Annotated in this window: 18 protein-coding genes; 4 read left to right on the forward strand and 14 right to left on the reverse strand. The window is 48.5% G+C overall.

What is annotated here, in order from left to right; all coding sequences use genetic code 11:
- Nucleotides 1-146 precede the first annotated feature (146 nt).
- The 8 genes from ACQKPA_RS05625 to ACQKPA_RS05660 form a co-directional block, all read right to left on the reverse strand.
- Entirely contained in the window at nucleotides 147-1937 is a 1791-nt protein-coding gene (locus ACQKPA_RS05625) for a cache domain-containing sensor histidine kinase (protein WP_427490108.1), read from the reverse strand.
- The gene (locus ACQKPA_RS05630; RefSeq protein WP_427490110.1) at nucleotides 1934-3505 is read right to left on the reverse strand and encodes a response regulator transcription factor; all 1572 of its coding nucleotides are present in this window, start codon (nucleotides 3503-3505) and stop codon (nucleotides 1934-1936) included. The genes ACQKPA_RS05625 and ACQKPA_RS05630 overlap by 4 nt, the downstream gene beginning before the upstream one ends.
- A gap of 216 nt (nucleotides 3506-3721) precedes the next feature.
- A complete protein-coding gene (locus ACQKPA_RS05635; protein ID WP_427490112.1) occupies nucleotides 3722-4930 on the reverse strand; it encodes a PQQ-binding-like beta-propeller repeat protein in 1209 nt (402 codons plus the stop codon).
- Between the two features lie 358 nt (nucleotides 4931-5288).
- Nucleotides 5289-5489: a helix-turn-helix transcriptional regulator gene (locus ACQKPA_RS05640; RefSeq protein WP_216530440.1), complete on the reverse strand. Its 201-nt coding sequence runs from the start codon at nucleotides 5487-5489 to the stop codon at nucleotides 5289-5291.
- Between the two features lie 10 nt (nucleotides 5490-5499).
- Entirely contained in the window at nucleotides 5500-5880 is a 381-nt protein-coding gene (locus tag ACQKPA_RS05645) for a DUF3796 domain-containing protein (protein ID WP_427490114.1), read from the reverse strand.
- The gene (locus tag ACQKPA_RS05650; protein WP_427490116.1) at nucleotides 5873-7096 is read right to left on the reverse strand and encodes a hypothetical protein; all 1224 of its coding nucleotides are present in this window, start codon (nucleotides 7094-7096) and stop codon (nucleotides 5873-5875) included. Before ACQKPA_RS05650 ends, ACQKPA_RS05645 begins: the two co-directional genes overlap by 8 nt.
- Nucleotides 7093-7842: an ATP-binding cassette domain-containing protein gene (locus tag ACQKPA_RS05655; RefSeq protein ID WP_427490288.1), complete on the reverse strand. Its 750-nt coding sequence runs from the start codon at nucleotides 7840-7842 to the stop codon at nucleotides 7093-7095. The genes ACQKPA_RS05650 and ACQKPA_RS05655 overlap by 4 nt, the downstream gene beginning before the upstream one ends.
- Nucleotides 7805-7963: a hypothetical protein gene (locus tag ACQKPA_RS05660; RefSeq protein WP_427490118.1), complete on the reverse strand. Its 159-nt coding sequence runs from the start codon at nucleotides 7961-7963 to the stop codon at nucleotides 7805-7807. The genes ACQKPA_RS05655 and ACQKPA_RS05660 overlap by 38 nt, the downstream gene beginning before the upstream one ends.
- Before the next feature lie 165 nt (nucleotides 7964-8128).
- Here ACQKPA_RS05660 and ACQKPA_RS05665 point away from each other — a divergent pair, with 165 nt between their 5' ends.
- The 4 genes from ACQKPA_RS05665 to ACQKPA_RS05680 all read left to right on the forward strand — a co-directional run bounded on the left by ACQKPA_RS05665 (nucleotide 8129) and on the right by ACQKPA_RS05680 (nucleotide 11415).
- Complete coding sequence (locus tag ACQKPA_RS05665) at nucleotides 8129-8560, forward strand: N-acetyltransferase (RefSeq protein WP_427490120.1); 432 nt, start codon at nucleotides 8129-8131, stop codon at nucleotides 8558-8560.
- Between the two features lie 140 nt (nucleotides 8561-8700).
- The gene (locus ACQKPA_RS05670) at nucleotides 8701-9279 is read left to right on the forward strand and encodes a sigma-70 family RNA polymerase sigma factor (RefSeq protein WP_427490122.1); all 579 of its coding nucleotides are present in this window, start codon (nucleotides 8701-8703) and stop codon (nucleotides 9277-9279) included.
- Nucleotides 9269-10411 (forward strand): DUF4179 domain-containing protein, encoded by a 1143-nt coding sequence (locus ACQKPA_RS05675; protein WP_427490124.1) that lies wholly within the window; start codon nucleotides 9269-9271, stop codon nucleotides 10409-10411. Before ACQKPA_RS05670 ends, ACQKPA_RS05675 begins: the two co-directional genes overlap by 11 nt.
- 23 nt (nucleotides 10412-10434) lie before the next feature.
- A complete protein-coding gene (locus ACQKPA_RS05680; protein ID WP_427490126.1) occupies nucleotides 10435-11415 on the forward strand; it encodes a hypothetical protein in 981 nt (326 codons plus the stop codon).
- Between the two features lie 104 nt (nucleotides 11416-11519).
- Here ACQKPA_RS05680 and ACQKPA_RS05685 read toward each other — a convergent pair whose 3' ends face one another.
- From ACQKPA_RS05685 to ACQKPA_RS05710, 6 genes are all read right to left on the reverse strand, one after another.
- Complete coding sequence (locus ACQKPA_RS05685) at nucleotides 11520-12782, reverse strand: HAMP domain-containing sensor histidine kinase (protein WP_427490128.1); 1263 nt, start codon at nucleotides 12780-12782, stop codon at nucleotides 11520-11522.
- A 116-nt stretch (nucleotides 12783-12898) separates the two neighbouring features.
- On the reverse strand, nucleotides 12899-14413 hold the full coding sequence (locus ACQKPA_RS05690) for a glycoside hydrolase family 43 protein (RefSeq protein WP_427490290.1): 1515 nt from the start codon (nucleotides 14411-14413) through the stop codon (nucleotides 12899-12901).
- A 48-nt stretch (nucleotides 14414-14461) separates the two neighbouring features.
- Nucleotides 14462-15352 (reverse strand): carbohydrate ABC transporter permease, encoded by an 891-nt coding sequence (locus ACQKPA_RS05695; RefSeq protein WP_427490130.1) that lies wholly within the window; start codon nucleotides 15350-15352, stop codon nucleotides 14462-14464.
- Between the two features lie 27 nt (nucleotides 15353-15379).
- Nucleotides 15380-16303: an ABC transporter permease gene (locus ACQKPA_RS05700; RefSeq protein WP_427490132.1), complete on the reverse strand. Its 924-nt coding sequence runs from the start codon at nucleotides 16301-16303 to the stop codon at nucleotides 15380-15382.
- 84 nt (nucleotides 16304-16387) lie between these two features.
- Nucleotides 16388-17914 (reverse strand): extracellular solute-binding protein, encoded by a 1527-nt coding sequence (locus tag ACQKPA_RS05705; RefSeq protein WP_427490134.1) that lies wholly within the window; start codon nucleotides 17912-17914, stop codon nucleotides 16388-16390.
- A 108-nt stretch (nucleotides 17915-18022) separates the two neighbouring features.
- Nucleotides 18023-19642, reverse strand: a complete 1620-nt coding sequence (locus ACQKPA_RS05710) for a response regulator transcription factor (protein ID WP_427490136.1) — start codon at nucleotides 19640-19642, stop codon at nucleotides 18023-18025.
- Nucleotides 19643-19646: the final 4 nt, after the last annotated feature.

A 19646-nucleotide genomic window follows, 5' to 3' on the forward strand; every position in this document is an offset into this window, starting at 1 on the left:
GGAAGCGTTTTCTCTGCTACGCATCCATCTTATCACTTTGTATTCGTTTTCATTGGCACTATCTTTGTTAGCTTTGGTGCTATTATTGGATCCTGTTTTCGCTTTCATACCGGTTCTGGTACAATCTTTAGGTTCTTGTAATATCTTTAGCTTTTGGTCAATGGAAGCGTAATGATGATTTTTGTTCCTTCACTGCGTTTGCTTGTAATGTGGATTCCGTATTTCTCACCGTACATCAACTTAATTCGGTCATCCACATTGCGTATCCCAATGCCGGAGAACAATTGGCGTTTGCTGATCGGTGCGGGCAACGATTCTTCCTCCGCCGGGTTCTGCTCCAGATTCATACCGTCCCCGTCATCTACAACTTCACATACAAGCTGGTCTTCTTGAACCGCAATCATAATCAGAATTGTTCCTTCTCCCTTGATGTTGAATGCGTGGAAGAATGCATTCTCAATAAAAGGTTGGAGAATGAGCTTGGGCATATGATAATCCAGACTATCCGGCTCCACAAAGTAATGAACGCGAATTTTCTCACCGTAACGCACGTGATTAATATACACATAATGCTTCAGTGTCTCCAGCTCCTGCCGAACAGGTATGGTGGAATGAATATCGCTGACTGTATTTTGCAGGAGCGATATAAGCGCGTTGATCGTACCCGCAGCTTTTTCCTTGTTGCCCTGCTGTACCAGAAATTTGATCGAAGCCAGCGTATTGTATAAAAAATGTGGATTGATTTGCATTTGGAGCGCGGCCAGCTCCGCATTTCGCTGCTGCTTCTGGGTTTCCATCAATCGATCCACATAATCGTGCAGCTCATCAAGCATATAATTATACGCGTTCCCTAATTCCTTGACTTCATAACTGCTATTGGCAACATCTACATGATGATCGAATCCGCTTGTCGGCATACTCGACATCTGTTCGACGAGCACACGGAGTGACTGCGTCATTCGCCGGGTGATCAGAAAAACAATGACAAGTGATATCGCAACGATGGACATGATTGTCAAGGTGACTGCTTTAGCGTTCACCATCTGTCCGGTCACGGCTTTCTTGTCGATCATATTAACCAAATAAAACTCAAATTCCGGCAAGTATTCCGAGAACACAATTCGTTCGTTCCCCATCACATAGGCAGATTGATCGTCCTCTCCCTCGCCCTGATCCGTTACGACTTCTTGAAGCAGCCCCTCATCCGCCATCCCGATCAACTCGGTCCTGTTGCTGGATACAATAACCCCTTCTTCGTTCAACAGCACGACGTCATTGCCTTCGCTTGTAAAATTCGCATAGAAGGGTTTAAAATTCCGGTCGCGAATGACCACGTATAGCGTGCCATACATTCTCCCGGTCGACTGATCAAAGAGAGCTTTGGATGCGACGAGCATGGGCTCCTTTGTCTCTGCGCTATGATCCTCGCCATGATAAAGCTGGTATAAGATTTGCGCAGGGTGAGCCATGGTCGCTTTTGTAATCGGGTGATCCTTCAATTCCTTGGCTGAGACAGACCAATACCAAGGATCTGTGGAATAACTTCTCCCATTCGCTCCAACGATCATGATGCCAACGTCATAGGCACTAAAGTTAGACTGGATCGACTTCATGCCCTCTGTCATCTGGTACGTTTTCATCGCAAGCGCCACGGCCTCCGTCTCTCCGCCCGATAAATAACTGCGGATTGCCGCATTCTGGGCGATCATGGTGGCACCGGTTGCTATAGCGTTATTATAGGACTCCAGGTTGGACTTCATCTGGTTCAACAGCTTGCCGTTCGTGATGCTGAAGGTCTGGAGAAATAATTTTTCCGACATGCTGATGGTAATGGACAGCGTCAGAAGTGATACGGTAACGATGCTGATGAGGGTCACAAGAAACAGCTTAAGGAATAAGCCCTGTTTTCTTAGCTTGTTGATGACATTTCCAATCATGATTCCCGTATCTCCCGCACGTCTTGTCTCCGAAACTGGCTCGGGGAGATGCCTGTCTGCTTCTTGAACACCTTGGTGAAGTAACTCTGATCCGAATATCCCACGCTGGCGCTGATTTCGGATATCGTATGTTCCGTTGTCGTGAGCAGCTCCATGGCTTTTTCCAGCCGGATTTTATTGAGGTATTCGCTGAATCCTTCTCCATTATATGCAGCGAAATAACTCGACAAATACGAAGCGTTGAAGTGAAACTGCCTGGCGACTCCGGTGAGTGTGATGGGATCGGCGTAATGGTCCTGAATATATTCAAGCAGCCGGTCCATATTGGGATTCACGGATGTATTCGTCTCGCCTATCGCACGTTCAGCTTCCTGAATGAAAGCTTCAACAACGGCGATAGCTTCGCCGGCGTATCGTGCTTCATCTATTTTTCGGAAATAGTCGTATTTGGCATTCTCCAGGCTTCCGGTCTCCACCTTCATTTTTCCAAGCGTGGTCGCCACGTTAAATATGAAATTACCCAAAGATGATTTGAATTCGAAAGGATCCGTACGATAATCCATCGAGCGCAGGCAGGCGTATTCCAAAAAGCCGGTGAAGGCCTTCCGGTACTGCTTGCGTTTCAACTGTTCCATGAATTCGCCCATGTCATATTCGAGATGCACGTCCGGAAGGCCCGGCAAATGATCATGTTCAATCAGGGTCCGATCCTTCAGGAAGAAACCATACCGCATGAGTTTCAGATAATTATCATTATAAATCTCGCCAAGACTCTTAAAGTCTGCGAAGCACTGGCTGATAACAAAATGCGCCTCCTTCGCTTCATGTGCCATTCTCGAGATCAGATGCCGGAGTTCAATAACAAGCTCGTCCCACCGCTCCGGCTCCACATTGAGCAGAAAAAGTGCCGTATCGTTGATAAACTTCAACCGTATATACACGATCTCGGACAAAGCAAGCTTCTGAAGCCCTCGTTCCATTTCGTTTCCGAAACTCCATTTGTCACCGGAATCTTTCATGTGCTTCATATCCGCTCCAAAAAACAAATACTGTCCATAAGGGAATTTCGAATCCAGCAACACGGGATCCAGTGCAGGCTCATACCCGGTCATAAGTTTCTCGATGGCTTGCAGGATCTGCCCTTCCTCTCGATCCGCACTTGGATCATCCTCCGGCTTCATAGCGACCATTTTGGCCGTAGTCTTATTTAGGATGGATAATAGATAATCAGCTTCCAGCTTCGGCTTCAGGATATAGTCCGCTACACCACTCTGAAAAGTAGACCGGACGTAATCGTATTCACTGAAGCTGCTGAGCACGATGACTTCGATGTGAGGATACTTCTCCTTAACAATCTTGACCAGTTTCTCCCCGCCCATGACAGGCATTACGATATCTGTAAGAATGACGTGAGGATTCACCTCATCCATCAAATTCAGTGCTTCCAGGCCGTTAGAAGCCTCACCGACGATGTGGTATCCTTCCTGCTCCCAATCGAGCAGGTGTTTAATCCCCTGCCTGACAAGCATTTCGTCATCCACAATCATGATCTTGAATAATGGTTTCATACCTGCCCCCCTTGCAGCTTTGTAACCGTTTACGATTTGCCGGATATGTCTTAGCCAACCTTCATTTCAGCGGCATGATCTAAATAACTCAAAGATTATGGCATATAGATATCATACACTGCAACGTACGATACGGCATAACAAAAAATCGACCAATTTAGGTCGACTTTTTGTTTTAAAGTATTTAACTGCGCCTAGATTTGATATTCGACATGCTTACTGGGAGGCAGCAGCTTTCTTGACGCCGCTGATCTGCCCACCATGCTGAACGACCAGCACGTTTTGGCCGATAAGCGTCGGCAATGGAGCGCCTTTGTATTGAGCGGAGGCCAGCGTACGTCCGCTGTTCGTATCAAGCGTTAACAGCTTGCCGTTGTCCAGTCTTACATAGGCGATGCCTGCATCCCCGAGGGACCATTCGGCCACTCCCGCTTCAAATGCATAGGTCTGATCCGGCTCGGCTTTGGAACGACTAGCCGCCGGGAATCGGGAGACTACAGCTTTCTTTTGAGTGTCATCATACTTTTCAATGACATAGAAGTATTCCCCATCGGATACGACATCGGATGCACTTTGGTCTTCCACGAAATCCACAGGTATATAGGATCGGGTAGCCATAATTTTTCCGTTGGTCAGATTAACTTCATCGATATTCGCTGCATATCCGGCATCGATGCCTTCGGTTACGTCACGCGTATAAAACGACTTGTCATTCGAGAAGAGAATGTCCTGATGGTCACCGTCGGTCTGTGTCCATTTTATTTTGCCGTTCTGTGCATCGATTCCCTGTAACCCGCTCGTGGTCAAAGCGCCGTCGATAATCGTGGTTGCGACAAGGATTTTTCCCGTTTGGAGCAGTTTGTACCCATGGGCGCTGCCCTTCAATTTCCACTTAACCTTCCCGTTTGATGCGTTGTACGCCGTCAGCCCATACGCATCCCCGACATAGATCACACCATCGGCTGCATGCAAGCTAAGGTTCACATAGCTTTCTTTCTTTCCTGGCTGTGATTGTGTTTTAACTTTCCATTGAAGCTTGCCGGTTGCAGCATTGAGCTTAATTAATCGGCCTGTCGCATCCGTAAACCATACCGATTGGCCATCCGTTACGGTCTGTGAGACGGCAGCGGCGGGATACGCCCAGCGGGTTTTGCCTGCCATAGCGTCAAAAGCAATATATTTCTTCCCAACGGTATAGTATAAGCTGTTCTTAATTAATGTCGTCTGAGGGTTAATTTTGCTTGGATCTCCCAACGTCTTCGTCCAAATCGGCTTCAGGCTGTGGGAGGACTTGTCCACAGCAGACGCAGCAGCTGCGACATTCCCCGGCCCTGGCAGCATGGAAGAGATTGGCGATGCGAGAAGAGCTACGGCCATACCTGTTGTGACGAGTCGAGCGACGGTTTTCTTTTGAATGGTATACATAGATGTTATTCCTCCTATGACTGAATATACATATCAGACGTTAAGATTAAGATAAAGTTGCATGAAAATACTAAAAAGTCCAAAAAATATATAAATATATTAAAATATCCAGATACCGGCCATTTAACGAATCTATGAAATGACTGTATCCAACTCACAATGGGGTATCGAGTCGGAGAATCAATAACATGTTCACAGTCCGTGTGAAAACGGAATAATGCATTCTCTTTCTGACTGGGATCAAATGTAATTGTAGTATGACTATTAAGTTTTTTCAAGAACTATTTAGTTTTTATGCAGATATAAGAAATGACGCATTCGTTGGATAGCCAGGACCCATTAAATGCATCATCGTGGTTTAGTCGAATATAAACAGCTCCTCAATGGGCGCTCCCACCGCCCTCGAAATATCGATCGCCAGCTTTAGGGAGGGATTATATTTCCCCGCCTCTAGACGGATGATGGTCTCTCTTCGAACCCCGACCTTGCCCGCCAACTCGTCCTGGGTCATTTCCGCTAACTGCCTGTACTTTTTTAAATTGCACTTGAATGGTTCCATGGGCATCCACCTAACAATATTTATCCAGATAATAAAAAGTTATGGAATACGTCAGAAACGTAGCTGCCCAACCCGCTGCGCTCACGATGATCATGTACTCTCTTGTTCCGAAGGGAAACATGCTGCCGATACCGATGATAAACAAACATACGGCCGGCACCCACATGGTGATGGACCTCGCCTTCTGAGCATTCATGTAATACCGCTCATCCGGCATCTCCTCCGCCAGCTTCCCATGGAAATAGAAACTGAAAAAGCTAAAAAAGCTAAAGTAAAACAAAAATGAAGGATCATGGGTCTTGAAATACTGAAGGCCGTTAAACCCCAACAAACCAAGCAGCCATCCGTGCTTACCGATTCGTACGTAACGCTTCTTTTGTCCCTTATACATTCCTGATTCCTCTCCTGCGGTTAAAAATCAAAGCCAACTCGATCCCTACCAATAGAGCAACCACATACACGGCTGCATCCAAGCTTATAACCGTTGCCGCCAATAGGCTCATCATGAGCGGAACGGCATATTTACGGGGATGGTGCCATAAGTCGCTCTCTACCCGCCAATGGCGTACGGGATATTTCCATTCGAGCCAAACGGTCGAGATGGCGCATTGGGTGGCAAATAATACGCTAATTACATAATACATGATTTCTACGGATCCATGAAATATATGCCAGGATACCAAAAAGATCACGGATATGAACAGGTTTACTGCCAATATAAACAGTCCATACGGAACCACGATGCGATGAAGCTGGCCGGGCAGCATTTGGACCTTCCGGTGCAGGCCGCGATTACTCGACAGCAGGATGCCGATCGGCGTGTTGAAAGATAGGACCGCGAATCCGAGCGGCAGGAACGAGGCAAGATGCATCTGCTCGAGCATGAACGCCATGAAGCCTGCAAATAAACATAATGCGATCGTATTGTATAGATAGCTTTTATGGGAAAACAGGTAGCGTCCTATATACCGGAGGAACGAAGCGTTTCGAATCGGCGCTGCATAGAGCTCCGTCATCTTCAAATCCTTGTAAAATCGGTAAGAATCCGTCCGATGGAGCACGAACCCTTGGAGGATGATGCTAATCAGCAATCCCGTCAAACGATAGGACGGCTCATGGAGCAGACAAACCGCCGCTTGCAGCAGCATCCAGAAACAGGCCGGCATCCTGTTCCCCCTGTTCAGCAGGGCAAATACCACAAAGGCGGTCACCCCCGCATTCAGGAAGCTCAGCAGAAATGCCAGTGCATGCATACCCGTAAAGAGAGAAACCGAGATGTAAAAAACGAGGATGTACGAAGTCTTGGTGACAAAGGTATATAGTGCTATCGCAAGAAAATAAGCTGCGTTGAACATGCTTGGCCTGAATGGAAGCATGAACGCCCCCTTCAGCTTCCTCCGGTTATCATCCGACGATAAGGTTCTTACTACCATGCCAAACGTAAATACGGAGATGGCCGTCATGAATACATTTAAGGATACGTGGTAATCGATATCCAGGCTGCTCATCGCCGCATATAAAACAAGCAGGGCTGCGGCATGCTTCCACAAACGGTCGTAGCTTGACCCCAGGAATTTTTTGGCAAATCCATGAAATGTCGAGATCACTTGTTTAGTACCCCTCTAATAAACTCGGGATCCATGTCGCCCTGCAAAAAGGTATGACGGATCGATCCGGCTTCCAAAATAATGATGCTGTCCGAAGTCAGGCATAAACTCTCCAGAACATGAGAAGAAAACAAGATCGTCCCATGTTTCCTGTACTCGTTCATTATTCGATATAGAAATTCCGTGCTTTCGAAATCCAGTCCGTTGACCGGCTCATCCAGCAGCAGCAGCTCCGGGCGCAGCGCAAATCCCGTGATCAGGTAGGCCTTCCTCCTGCTGCCCATCGATAATTGGCCCAAGAATGAGTTCCTGTAATTCTGAAAATTGAATCCTGCAACGAGTTCGTCCAAGATATCGTGACGAACCTCTTGTCCGTAGGATTGAAACACATGCCTTACATACTCCTCGAATGTAAAATACTCGAACGACTCGTCCTCCGAGAACACGGTATACCGGCTTCGTTTAAATGCAGGGCTTGTCAGGGAAGTTTCCTCGTTCTTCCACTGCAGCCGCTCCAGCGAATAATGCCGGTGAATGCTGCTCAGAACATGGAGCAGCGTGCTCTTGCCGGCTCCGTTCAATCCCACCAAACCTATGATCTGATTAGGGCCTAGCTCCAGGTCAAGATTTGAAATGACGGCGTCCTTTTCCGTATGGTACCAAGCCGTCAACCCCGTGATGTTTAATAAATGCCGCCGCTCCACCCCCTCATGGCTTGCCGACTTTCCAACGTTTCCAGCCTGCATAAACAAAAAGAACGCCTCCTGCCAAAAATAATAGAGCCAGCGGGTACGACTGTTGGATAAGTCTCTGAATGCCAATGCCGATCCAGAGCAGTCCCATCGCGAATCGGAGAATGATTTTCATCGTAAACGCCTCTTTCAATAGTGATATATTTGTAACTTTACGTGATAAATATATCACCTTATGATCCAAGGGTCAAATGGGATCACGAATTGACATGCGTCAGGTAAACTTTTACAATACGGGACGTATATCCGTGACAAAACTTTATAAACTGGAGTGAATGCGATGCAAATTCGATTGATGACCGACAAAGATATGGACAGCCTCATTGACATCTGGCTGGCCGCCTCGAAGGAGGCCCACCATTTCATTTCACCCGAATACTGGGAATCCAAGCAAAAGGACATGCGCGACGTGTATTTGCCAATGGCCGATACCTATGTCCTAAAGGAAGCGGGCGCCACGGTAGGCTTTATATCGACCGTTCAGCATGCCTTGGCCGCTTTGTTCGTTCACCCTGACAATCAGGGCAAGGGGTATGGCCGGGCTCTCCTTCAATTCGTGAAGGAACGCAGCCCTAAACTCGAGCTCAAGGTATATAAAGAGAACGGGAACGCATTTCGTTTTTATTCCCGGAACGGCTTTTCCGTCGTTGAAGAAACCATCGACGAGGATACCGGTCAGGCGGAATTCGTCATGGCCTGGGAAGAACGATAAATGGCAACATCGCCTTCATATTCAAACAGGCAGAAGGTGACCGGAATTTGTCCGGTCACCTTCTGCCTGTATTTTTTACTGAACCTCTTGACGTCTCAGAGCGAATATATAGGTGAGGTCACATTAAAGGAGGAGCAAGCTTGCAAGGTTCAGACTTAACGCCGTGGCTGCAGAGACTAAAGGAGGGAGACAGGGAAGCATTCCGGTATGTTTATGATCTAACCGTCGATAATGTGTACCGAACTGTGGCACTTCTTGTATCCGGCCGGCAGGATATAGAGGATATCATGAATGAAATATATTTGAAGCTTTGGCTCTCTCTTCCGAACTATGACTCAAGTCGTCCCTTTCGGAATTGGCTGCACGGAATCACGATCCGGCAGGTTCAGGACTGGAGACGCAAAAAGTGGCGGAAATTTCGATTGTTCGAGCGTCAAAAGATGCTTGAAATCGAGCCTGAACACCCCCAAACGGACCGGGTCATTTTGTTGAACGAGACAAGCCGTGAAATGCTAGATATTCTAAACCATTTATCTTACAAGCTTCGAATTGTCGTCGTTCTCCGCTATTATCACGAATACAGCATAAGCGAGATTTCCGAGCTGCTCGAGATTCCCATGGGGACCGTCAAGTCAAGGCACCACCAAGCCTTGAAAGAGCTTCGTAAACACTCGATACTACTGGATCACGAAGAAGGAGGTGATTGCTTTGTCCATTGAAGAACAGTTAAAGGATCAAATACACCGTGCCGCCAATCATATGGCGACCCCTCAGGATATTTATGACCGTGTATGGAAGTCAACTGTGAAAAACACTCCAAACCAAGGCCCGTTAACCAGAAGAAACCGTAATAGAAGCATCATTCGAAAAGCCATGGTAATAAGCACAGTCGCTGTTTTATTAGGCATTAGCATCGTATCTTCGGCCTTTATCTCCCCCGCGATGGCCGAAACCTTAAGCCGAATTCCGCTGATGCATAATGTGTTCAAGCTCGCCGGTGATTTGGGATTGCAGACAGCCGAACAACATGGGTTGACGATGGAAACCCATTATCGTGACACGCACGACAACTTTACGCTGACGGCGTCACAGGTCATATTTGACGGTTTGCGCGGAGGCATTGCGCTTCAACTGGACGAGGCAGGACACCCCGCCTCTTTCTACGATCCTCACGCCCGCAGCCAGTACGAAGATTCGTCTCCAAAAAGAAAGGGTTCCTTTGGAATGATGAAAGCGTTCGTGAATGGAGAAGAAGGAAACATTACTTGGGATATCGGCCCCGGAAGCGATGTTGGATCAGCTATCGTGACGATTACCGGGGCATCCCTGGACGGAGTTACCCGTAAGCCTCCACTCCCTGCGGCGTTTGATTTGACGCTGGAAGTTAGACTCGAGATGATCCCGGAGCCTTTTGTTCTACAAATTCCGATGCAAAAAAATACGGATCACCATGCCCTGTATCCCGCTGCGCAAAAAGCGTCGGGGGATATCAGCTGGAAGCTGGAAGAAATGGAGCGTTCCCTTGTATCCACCCGCTTGGAAATGGTGTTAAAGGACAGTTCTCCGGATGATCGAGCCATATTTTTTGAGATTGTCGATCAGAACGGCAAAGAGATTAGAATGGTAGACCGATATGGATATGATATGAAACAAGGTTACCGTCATTACGACATGCTGTACGAGCCCCTTCCTTCCGATGCGCAGTCATTCACCATCAAGCCGTTTCGGTATGCAATCGAACAAGAGCTTGAGGGTGAGAAAGAGAGAAGAACTGCCAGCAGCTCTTGGAAGAAGGAATATATCCCCGCTCTAGAAATGACGATACCTATTGCGGGAGGACAGAATAAATGATCCGAATCATGGGAGGAAAAAAAATGAACAAGCATATTAAAATGGTGACGATTCTGACAGCTGTAGGCCTTTTGCTGAACAGCACGCCGGCTCTGACCGGCCATACTCATGCCGCCCAAACCCATTCCTCGGCGGCTGCGGTTTCATCTTTGAAAAAAATCAATGCCAAATTATTAACAGAGGCACAGAAAAGCCTTAAAGAAGTAACCGGTAAAAGCTATTCTTTCAGCAAGGCGGAAAAATGGAGCACCGGAAATGATACAGGCTGGACACTGACGATTAAGGGAGTCAAAAACGGTTACGTCAACATCGTCAATAATAAAGTGGACACCATTCAACTGGAACAAAAATGGGCCGATCTTCAAAACTCATACAAGGAGACGCTCCAATCCGTGCTCAAGGAGCTGAACGTGGAGACGCTTCCCGATTCCGTCAGCCTTTACAAATATACCGCTTCGGGGAAACTTGAAATGTTTGCGAGCGTAAATAACCATTACATTACACTGTTAGATGGCGAAATCAAGCGGGTTATGTCCACCATGCCGCTCGATTCGGTAGCTCAAGATATGCTGGATGCTGCAAATGCCGCTGTTGAAGGCTTCAATGGAATAAGCCTGGGCAAATTGACGAAGGCGGCGTACGTTAAAGGACAGCGCAACCATCACGTAGAGCTTACATTCGAGGGCGCTTCCCCTAGTACCCCAGTCTTCATAAACCTGGAGGAAGAGACCCAGCAAATCACGAAAATAGAAGTAACAAGCTTACAAGATTCCGTAACCGAATATACCAAGGGGTACAACAAACTTGTAAGTTATAGCGAAAATAAACTATTGCAAGCTGCGATTCCTGTGGCCAAGCGTGTCTTAAACCTGGACTTGTCCGACTACAAAATCTCCAAGGATAAAGACCGTCCGGGCGTCGTTCAGTTTACCAAGAAAAATGCACCATCCGTGAATGGAATGTATAATTCGAAAGGGCAGTTCTATCTTTTCGAGACGAAATAGACAGGTACAGAAGAAAGTCGAAGCGCCACGCAAGGTTTATCTTGCGTGGCGCTTTCTAGTTGGAAACGATGAATATGCTTTAACATCCCATTCGCTCCTTACACTCATGTCTTGATCAATCGAATATGAACAACGGTGCCCTCCGCCTCCGGATCAAGCCAAATTTGCCCGGCATGCCGCTCAACCGAGCTTCGTGAGATGGCTAAACCAAGCCCGCTGCCGCCGTCACTTCTCCTGGCCTGATCACCACGCACGAAAGGTTCGAACACCGTCTCTCTCACAGGGTCCGATATTCCTGGACCGTCATCTCCCACGGTAAGCAGGATGCCTTCATCACATGCCTCCAGCTCCAGCCATACATAAGCACCCTCCTTATTGTATTTCAGGGCATTCGTCAATAAATTCGTAAGAGCTCTATGCATGAGACCTTCGTGATAAGGCAGCATGACCGGCGATTCCGGAATGCGGATGTCCAGCGCAATTCCCTTTTGTTCAAACGAATCGTACAGATCGGCCGCCGCAGTGCGGCACAGCTCAGCTAAATCACCTATCTTCCGCTCGTATGACAGTTCCGTGCTCTCCAGCTTGGTTAGCTCAAACAGGTCATCAACAAGCGAGGCGATAAATCTCGCCTTGGCATGGATGCGGTTCGCATATTTCAGGCGCTGCTCCTCATTCTGCTCCATACCGAGCCGCAGCACCTCCGCATAACCCTGTATCGTTGTGATCGGCGTTTTCAGGTCATGGGAAATGTCCATCATCAGCCGGCGGCGCCCTTCTTCAAGTCTTCGCTTTGCCGTCTCCGCCTGCTCAAGCCTGTCCGCCATCCGGTTGAAATGAAGCTGAAGATCCATTAACTCCTTGTTGGCTCGAAAAAATAGCCGCTTCCCTCCCCTGCCTTCTGCAATCTGTGCGAGCTCGCGGGAAACGTCCGTGAGCGGATTCGTGATCCTTCTTCCCGTAATCCGGCCGTATACCCATAAACTCAATAAAAATGCGGCGGCAAACCACAGAAATCCCTCAATCAGGAGTCCGGTGAAAACTTCGGTTATCTCGGCGTTTGTCTTCACCAAACGGCTTTCCTTCATCACAGCTCCGCCCGGTATCGTAACAAGCAGCCGGTATTCCCGGCCTTCCGGTGTAACGAAAGGGGCTAGGGAGTGATATCCCGACTCGTTCCCTTCATAGAACAGGGCGAGCAGTTCCTCCTCCGTATAGGAGGCTTTTGCCTTCTCCATTCCGCTGCCCCGCGAAAAGACAACGTTCAGGCTCTTGTCCAGCACCTGGATGTAACCGCCAAAGGATTGGACGGTTTCATAGGGGATGCTCTCCCAATCGTCCCGTATCAGCTGCTTCGCTTCAACCATGGGAAGTGTCCGGCGCGCTTAAAGGAGCTGCGCGCAATAAAAACCTGGCCGGCAGCCAGGTCTTTTGTCTATTGGTTTCTTAGCATCCATGAAGCAGGAGGACGGGCTATTGTTTCTTATGTGGCCCCTTCCTTAAAGGATTGATAATCAAACCAATCAAAATGTGCAGGCGAAACGGAACGAACACCGTTGCCTGTGGCATACATGGCGATGAGCACGCCAGTAAATCCTCCGGCTACTTCCGTAGCCAACATGGCACATTCGCCTTCGCCGAACCAAATCGTTTCTTGGCCTATGCCGGCAAATCCGAACGCATACTTCTCTTTGTCGGCTTGAATGGTGAGCACAACCGAATCCGAAGACCAAGGCGCCTCGTTTTCGACTTTCCACAAGCTTCCGATCCTTCTGCGGAAGATCATCTTTCGGCGACCATCGATTCGCGTCACAGCCATCTCGTAATGGAACCGCTCGTTCATGAACACGGTTAATCCAGCTTCCTCGCCGTCCCGCTGCGGCACGAAAGTCAAATGCGCTGAAGCCTTCATGTTAAAATGCTGCTGTCTTCTTCCGAGGAAGGCCGGTGCCCCGTCATTCAATGTTGCTGCTGAACCGTTCAATGTTAGGCAGCTCTCCTTCTCGGTCAGGGACCCATGATCCGGATGTGGTGACCGCAGAAAATTCCAACATGGCGCGAGCTCCGAGTCTATAAAATCATCTCTTACAGGAGGGCTCGGCACGGGTTGCAATCGGAGGTTCCCTGATGGCATCGTCTCATGAACGACGCCGTTTTCACCAATAATAGGCCAGCCGTCTCCTGTCCAGGAGACAGGAGCGAGAAACGTTTCTCTGCCCAGATGATGGCGCTGGGGATAACCGACGGGCCGAATGCCGAGAAAGACGGCCCACCAGCTTCCGTCTTGAGCCTGTACCAGATCCGCATGGCCTGTAGCTTGAATCGGCTTTAACAGACTCCGATGAGTCAGGATCGGATTGTGCGGACAACTCTCGAACGGACCGTCCGGCCGCTTGCTTCTGGCCACGGTCACCATGTGTCCGTATTCGGTTCCTCCTTCGGAAATAAGCAGGTAATACCACGCTCCGACCCGATACAGGTGCGGGGCCTCCGGATATTGCCCGCCCGTTCCGTTCCATAATAAACGGACCTCGGAGAGCTTCTGTCCAGTTTCTATATCAATCCGGCTTTGATAGATGCCCTGGTTCCACGATGTCGTATAATAAACCGTTCCATCCTCGTCAAAAAATAAATCGGGGTCAATCCCGGGATGGTCAACGAATACCGGATCGGACCAAGCTCCGCTGGGATCCTCCGAGGATACATAGAAATTCCCTCCCCCCGAAACATTGGTTGTGGTCATGTAGAACATGCCTTGATGAAAACGGATGGTTGGAGCGTATATCCCCGTCGAGGTGCCTGCATTTCGAAGATCCAGTTGCTCCTTCCGTGTCAAGCAATGGCCGATCTGTATCCAATGCACAAGATCCTTGCTGTGAAAAAGAGGAACTCCCGGATAATATCCAAAGGAACTCGTTACAAGATAATAATCGCCGCCGACCCTGCAGACACTGGGATCGGGATGAAAGCCGCTAATCACAGGATTTTGGTATGTCATTTCCACAATGGATTCTCCTTATTCGTTTCATTAAACCGTCTCCGTGGTTTACTTCACCGCTCCGATCGTAATCCCTTTCACGAAGTACTTCTGAAAGAACGGATATGCGATCAGAATCGGCAATACACCTATAGCGGCAATTGCCATGCGTACGGTCGTGCTTGGTAATTCCATAATGGCTTGCCCTGCCCCCGTGCTGGCAAGGTTGCTGTTGCTCGTCAGAAACTGGATATCCGTCATCATTTTATTCAGAATCGTTTGGATGCCAAACAAACTCGTGTCCGTTAGATAGATTAGTCCATTAAACCAGTCGTTCCAATATGCAATGGCTTGAAAGAGGCCGATGGTTGCCATGATAGGAAGCGACAACGGAAGAACGATCCGGTAAAATGTTTTAATTTCACTTGCCCCGTCGATGCTGGCCGCTTCGAGCAAGGCTGAAGGAATAGAAGTCATGAAGAAGGTCCGTACCAGAAGAACGTTAAAACCGTTCATGAGCAGTCCCGGTATGAGCAGCCCGAACAGCGTGTTCTTGATGTCGAAGATCTGCGTATAGACCATATAAGTTGGAACCAGCCCGCCGTTGAACAACATCGTAAAGAATACGAAGAACGTCCAAAAGTTCTTTAAAGGCATGTCGTGGCGGGACAATGGATAAGCCAGCATGGAACTGATCGCCAAACTGACTGTCGTACCGACGACCGTGATGAGAACCGTGATTCCATAGGCCCTTCCAAGCTCCCCGACATGCGTCCACAAATAATGGTAGGCATCCAAACTAAACTCCGTTGGAAAAAAGGAGTATCCGTTCTGGATAATGCTTGCTTCGCTGCTCAGCGAAGATACGATCAGCAAAGCAAATGGAATCAAACATGCCGCCGCAAACAAGCCTAGGATCACATGGGCGGACCACTGCAGCAATTTGCTTTCATAAGCCATATTGTATTGCACCTCTCTATTCTCGGTCTAGAACAACGCGTTCTCCCTATTGAATTTACGCACGATATAGTTGGCACTCAGAACAAGTACGAACCCGACAATGGACTGGTAGACGCCCGCTGCCGAAGCCATGCCGATATCCCCCATGATCATCAAACTTCGGTACACGTACGTATCGATCACGTTTGTTGTATCGTTGAGCATGCCTGAATTCATCGGCACCTGATAAAATAGTCCAAAATCGGAATAGAACATCCGGCCGATGCTCAGAAGCGTAAGCATGACGATCACCGGGGTAATCAACGGAATCGTAATCGACTGAATCTGCCTCCATTTCGAGGCCCCGTCCAATCTTGCCGCCTCATAATACTCGGGATCGATGCTGATAATAGAAGCCAGGAAGATAATACAGGAGAAACCGACGCTCTTCCAAAGCTGGACCACCGTCAAGATCACCGGCCAATATTTCGGCTCGGTATACCACGAAATGCCCTCGATTCCGAATAAGGGAAGCACGGTCTTATTCATGAAACCCGTTTCTAAACTAAGAGCCGCATATACCAAGTAGCCGACCACAACAAAAGAAATAAGATGCGGCAGCACAATGACGCTCTGGTAGAAACGCGACAGCACCTTGACTCTGATCTCGTTCAGCAAGATGGCAACGGCAATGGAAAGCACGGTGCCAATCACGATGAAGGCGGCATTATATAAAATTGTATTCCGCGTGATGATAAAGGCGTCTGTCGTCCTGAACAAATATTCGAAGTTTTTAAAGCCGATCCAGTCGCTTTCAAAAATTCCGGCCGAGAAATTAATATTTTTAAAAGCAATAAACATACCGAACATAGGAGCATAATTGTTGATGATGAGATAAGCGATTCCCGGGAGCATAAGGAGATATAGAGGCGTGTATTTCCTGAACCGTTTCAGCCCGCTCCGTCTGGTCATAGGTGCACAACCCTTCTTTAATAAATTACCGCATGAAAGTGATAATCCAATCGGCATCGACTGCCGATCGGATCGCACCGTCGCTTATTGTACTCCGTTTTCGCTTGCCCACTCGTCAAGCTGTTTTTGTTTTTCCTCGATAATTTTTTGGATGCCGGCATTTTCAAGTTTATTGAGGAATTCAGGCAGCGTCTTATCCACATCCAGGATTCCGCTCTCCAATGCTCTCCGGTATTGCTCAAGCACGCTATTGCAGGCGGCTACTTCATTCTTTACGGGTTCGGAATCGAATGAAAATCCAAGCGCTTTCGATTTGGCCGCCGACTTATTAAATTCGTCCATCTGCTCATAAATGCCAGGGTCGTCTCCCTCGAACACATAGGTTAGAAACTGATTCCCGTGCATCCAGCCGTAATTTTTGTATCCAACGTTATCGCTTGTGACGCCGTCAGGATATCGGATCATATTGTCTTGACCTTCGACTTTGACATAATGCTTGCCCTCGATGCCCCAAACCATTAAATTGACAATCTCTTTATCGGTATATAGCAGATTCATGAACTGCAGTGCTTTCTCAGGGTTCTCCGAATTGGAGGTGACACCGACGGCAACGTTCGTGACCGTATCCGTCTTGGCGACAGGCTGCAAGGTACGAACGGCGGTCATTTCCATGCCGACGTTCCGGCTTTCCTGGACTTCGAATCCGGGTTTCATCGCGGACATCCATCCCGCTGCCTTTCCATTACTCACCAACACGTTTGTAGACTCAGGGCTGGTCGCGGCATCTTTCATTAAATATCCGGCGAGATACCACTCCCGAAGCTTCCGCAGAATGTGCTCATATTCTTCTGAAGCGAACAAGTTAACGACTTTCAAATCGTCAAGACCGTTGTTCAGCAAGACCCCCAGATTATTGCCGAGCGGGTCATGTATAGCATAGGTACTCATAATCGAACCATTTGACAAGTTGGCTGCTCCGGCCATGCCCGGTTCGTGCTCTTTAATGATCTTGAAGATGTTCTCGAAGTCATCGAAGGTCTGAACTTGACCCAGATCGATGTTATGTTTTTCCACCAAATCCTTTCGCATGACAAAGCCATAATCCTGAGCTAAGTCCCTTATGCTTGGCACCCCGTAACTTACGCCTCCCACTTTGGTTGCATTGTAATAGTCGGTGCCAAGGACGTCGATAATTCCCTGGGCATTTTTCTCCATGATATTTCCGATCGGATACAGTACGCCCTTGGCCACCTGAGTACTGTAGTTTCCGAGCATCGCAATCATATCGAGCTTCTCGCCGCTGGACATCATCAGATTCACTTGATTGGCGAATGCGCTGTTACTGATGGGCAACAATTTTACCGACACATTGATTTTTTCTTTGGAAATCTTGTTGATTTCATCCTGAACGAGCTGGATGTCGGCCGGTACGCTGTCAAACGTCGGGTATGCATAGATCACTTCATAAGGAGCATCGGATGCACCCGAGGAAGTCGCGCCGTCATCTTTTGAGCCTGCTGCGGAATTTCCTTTCGAATCGTTCCCTCCGCAGGCCGAAACCATGACCATCAAAGCCAGCAACAGACTAAACCATCCCCACTTTTTCTTCATATCCATCCCCCGTACTGTTTTTTTATGGATTCGGATCATTCCGAGTCTGCTTTCATTGTACGGGCCACCATGTCCAACAACTACTCCGATTTCGACATGGAATTTGCATCAAATCGACTTTTCCTTGATCGAGCCGTTGGCAGCTTGCTTGCGGTAATCGGCAGGGCTCATGCCGAACTGCTTTTTGAATCTCCGAGAGAAGTGGGCGAAATTCGAATAGCCGGTTTGCGAAGCGATAGCGCCGATCGGCAAATTGGTTTTCAGGAGCAAATCTTTTGCCAGATCCAGACGCCTCCTCATGATGTATTCGGTGACGGATGCCCCGGCCTCTTTCTTAAACAAACGGTCCAGATAATCGGGATTGAGAAAGACATGGCTCGCCACCGTTTCTCGGGACAGCTCTTCCGACTCGATCCGTTCCTGAATAAACTGCTCCGCTTTATCGATGATGGAGTCCGTTCGCTGCAGAGTCCCCATCGTTTCCATCGCTGTGTTGACGGTATGCCTCACCCAGAGGATCATGTCCGATACCGAACGGACGGCCCGTCGGTATAATCGTTCGGACGCTTCGTCTTCGAAGAGGAGATGGGCCTCGATTCCTTTAAGCTTCAATACGTAAAATACCATCTGGAGAAAGTTGTGATGAAAGCGGTGAAGCGTCTCTGCCCCGGGCCCTTCGGTCCCGATCCAGCTTTTCAAAACAACCTCGGCCTCGATCACGACCTGATCACCTTGTCCCTCTTTCAGCATGATCGACCATGCATTCATGTCCGGGATCTTAATGGCGTCATGGATAGGCTGCTTGCTCCCCCAAACGAAGACCTTATTCGTAAACGTCACATTGCCTTTGTCCCATCCCACCAACTGGCCGACCATTTCGCTCACTTCATGGCCGTACACCGCATTCCCAATATAGATCGATACGTCGCAATAAAACCATGCCGTGCACGATGCTATGAATTCCTCGCTGCGATTCCGCAGTGTCTCTTTAAGCGATTCCGCTTCCCGTTCAAATGGAATTAGCGCGAGAAGAGTGCCTTCAGTTAATCCGAACAGCAGCCCGTTTCCGTGGACATGCAGTATTTCTTCGCCGCTGTTCATCAACGCGTATTCGATGATCTTCTCGTCGCGGGGAGAAAACGTTTTGTGATAGCGCTGCACGGAGATCAGGATGGGAAGGAGTCTCATGCGCCGGTCGAAGGGAATATTTCGCTCTTCCGCCGCCCTTTGAATGTGTTCGGGATGTGAAGGGATCGTATGGTTGATCACGTCGAGCCATAACCGTTCCGCTAGCAGCGGTTGATGACGCGCCCAGAACTGGCCGATCCGGCTATATTGCTGCACCTCTTGATCTTTCATGATTTTTTTCACGACTTTGCCGATCACTTGCTGGAGCTCATCGCCCGGAATCGGTTTAAGCAAATAATCGAAGCTGCCCAACTGGAGCGCTCGCTGCGCCAGTTTGAACTCGGCATGGCATGTCATAAACACGGTCTCCGTTTGCGGGTAGTTATTCCTGACCCATGCAAGCAGCTCCAGCCCGCTTTCTTGAGGCATCTCGATATCACATAAAATAAGATCAACCCGTTCCTGTTCAAACACTTCCTTGGCTTGGCGGGCATTATAAGCGGTAAAAACGGCTTCGATCCCTAAGCTTTGCCAATCCACTTCCGACTTTAGCGAGTCGGTTAACAGCTTCTCATCGTCAACGATCATCATGTTTAGCATCTTG

Source organism: Paenibacillus sp. NPDC093718 (assembly GCF_050279985.1).
GTDB lineage: Bacteria > Bacillota > Bacilli > Paenibacillales > Paenibacillaceae > Paenibacillus_AQ.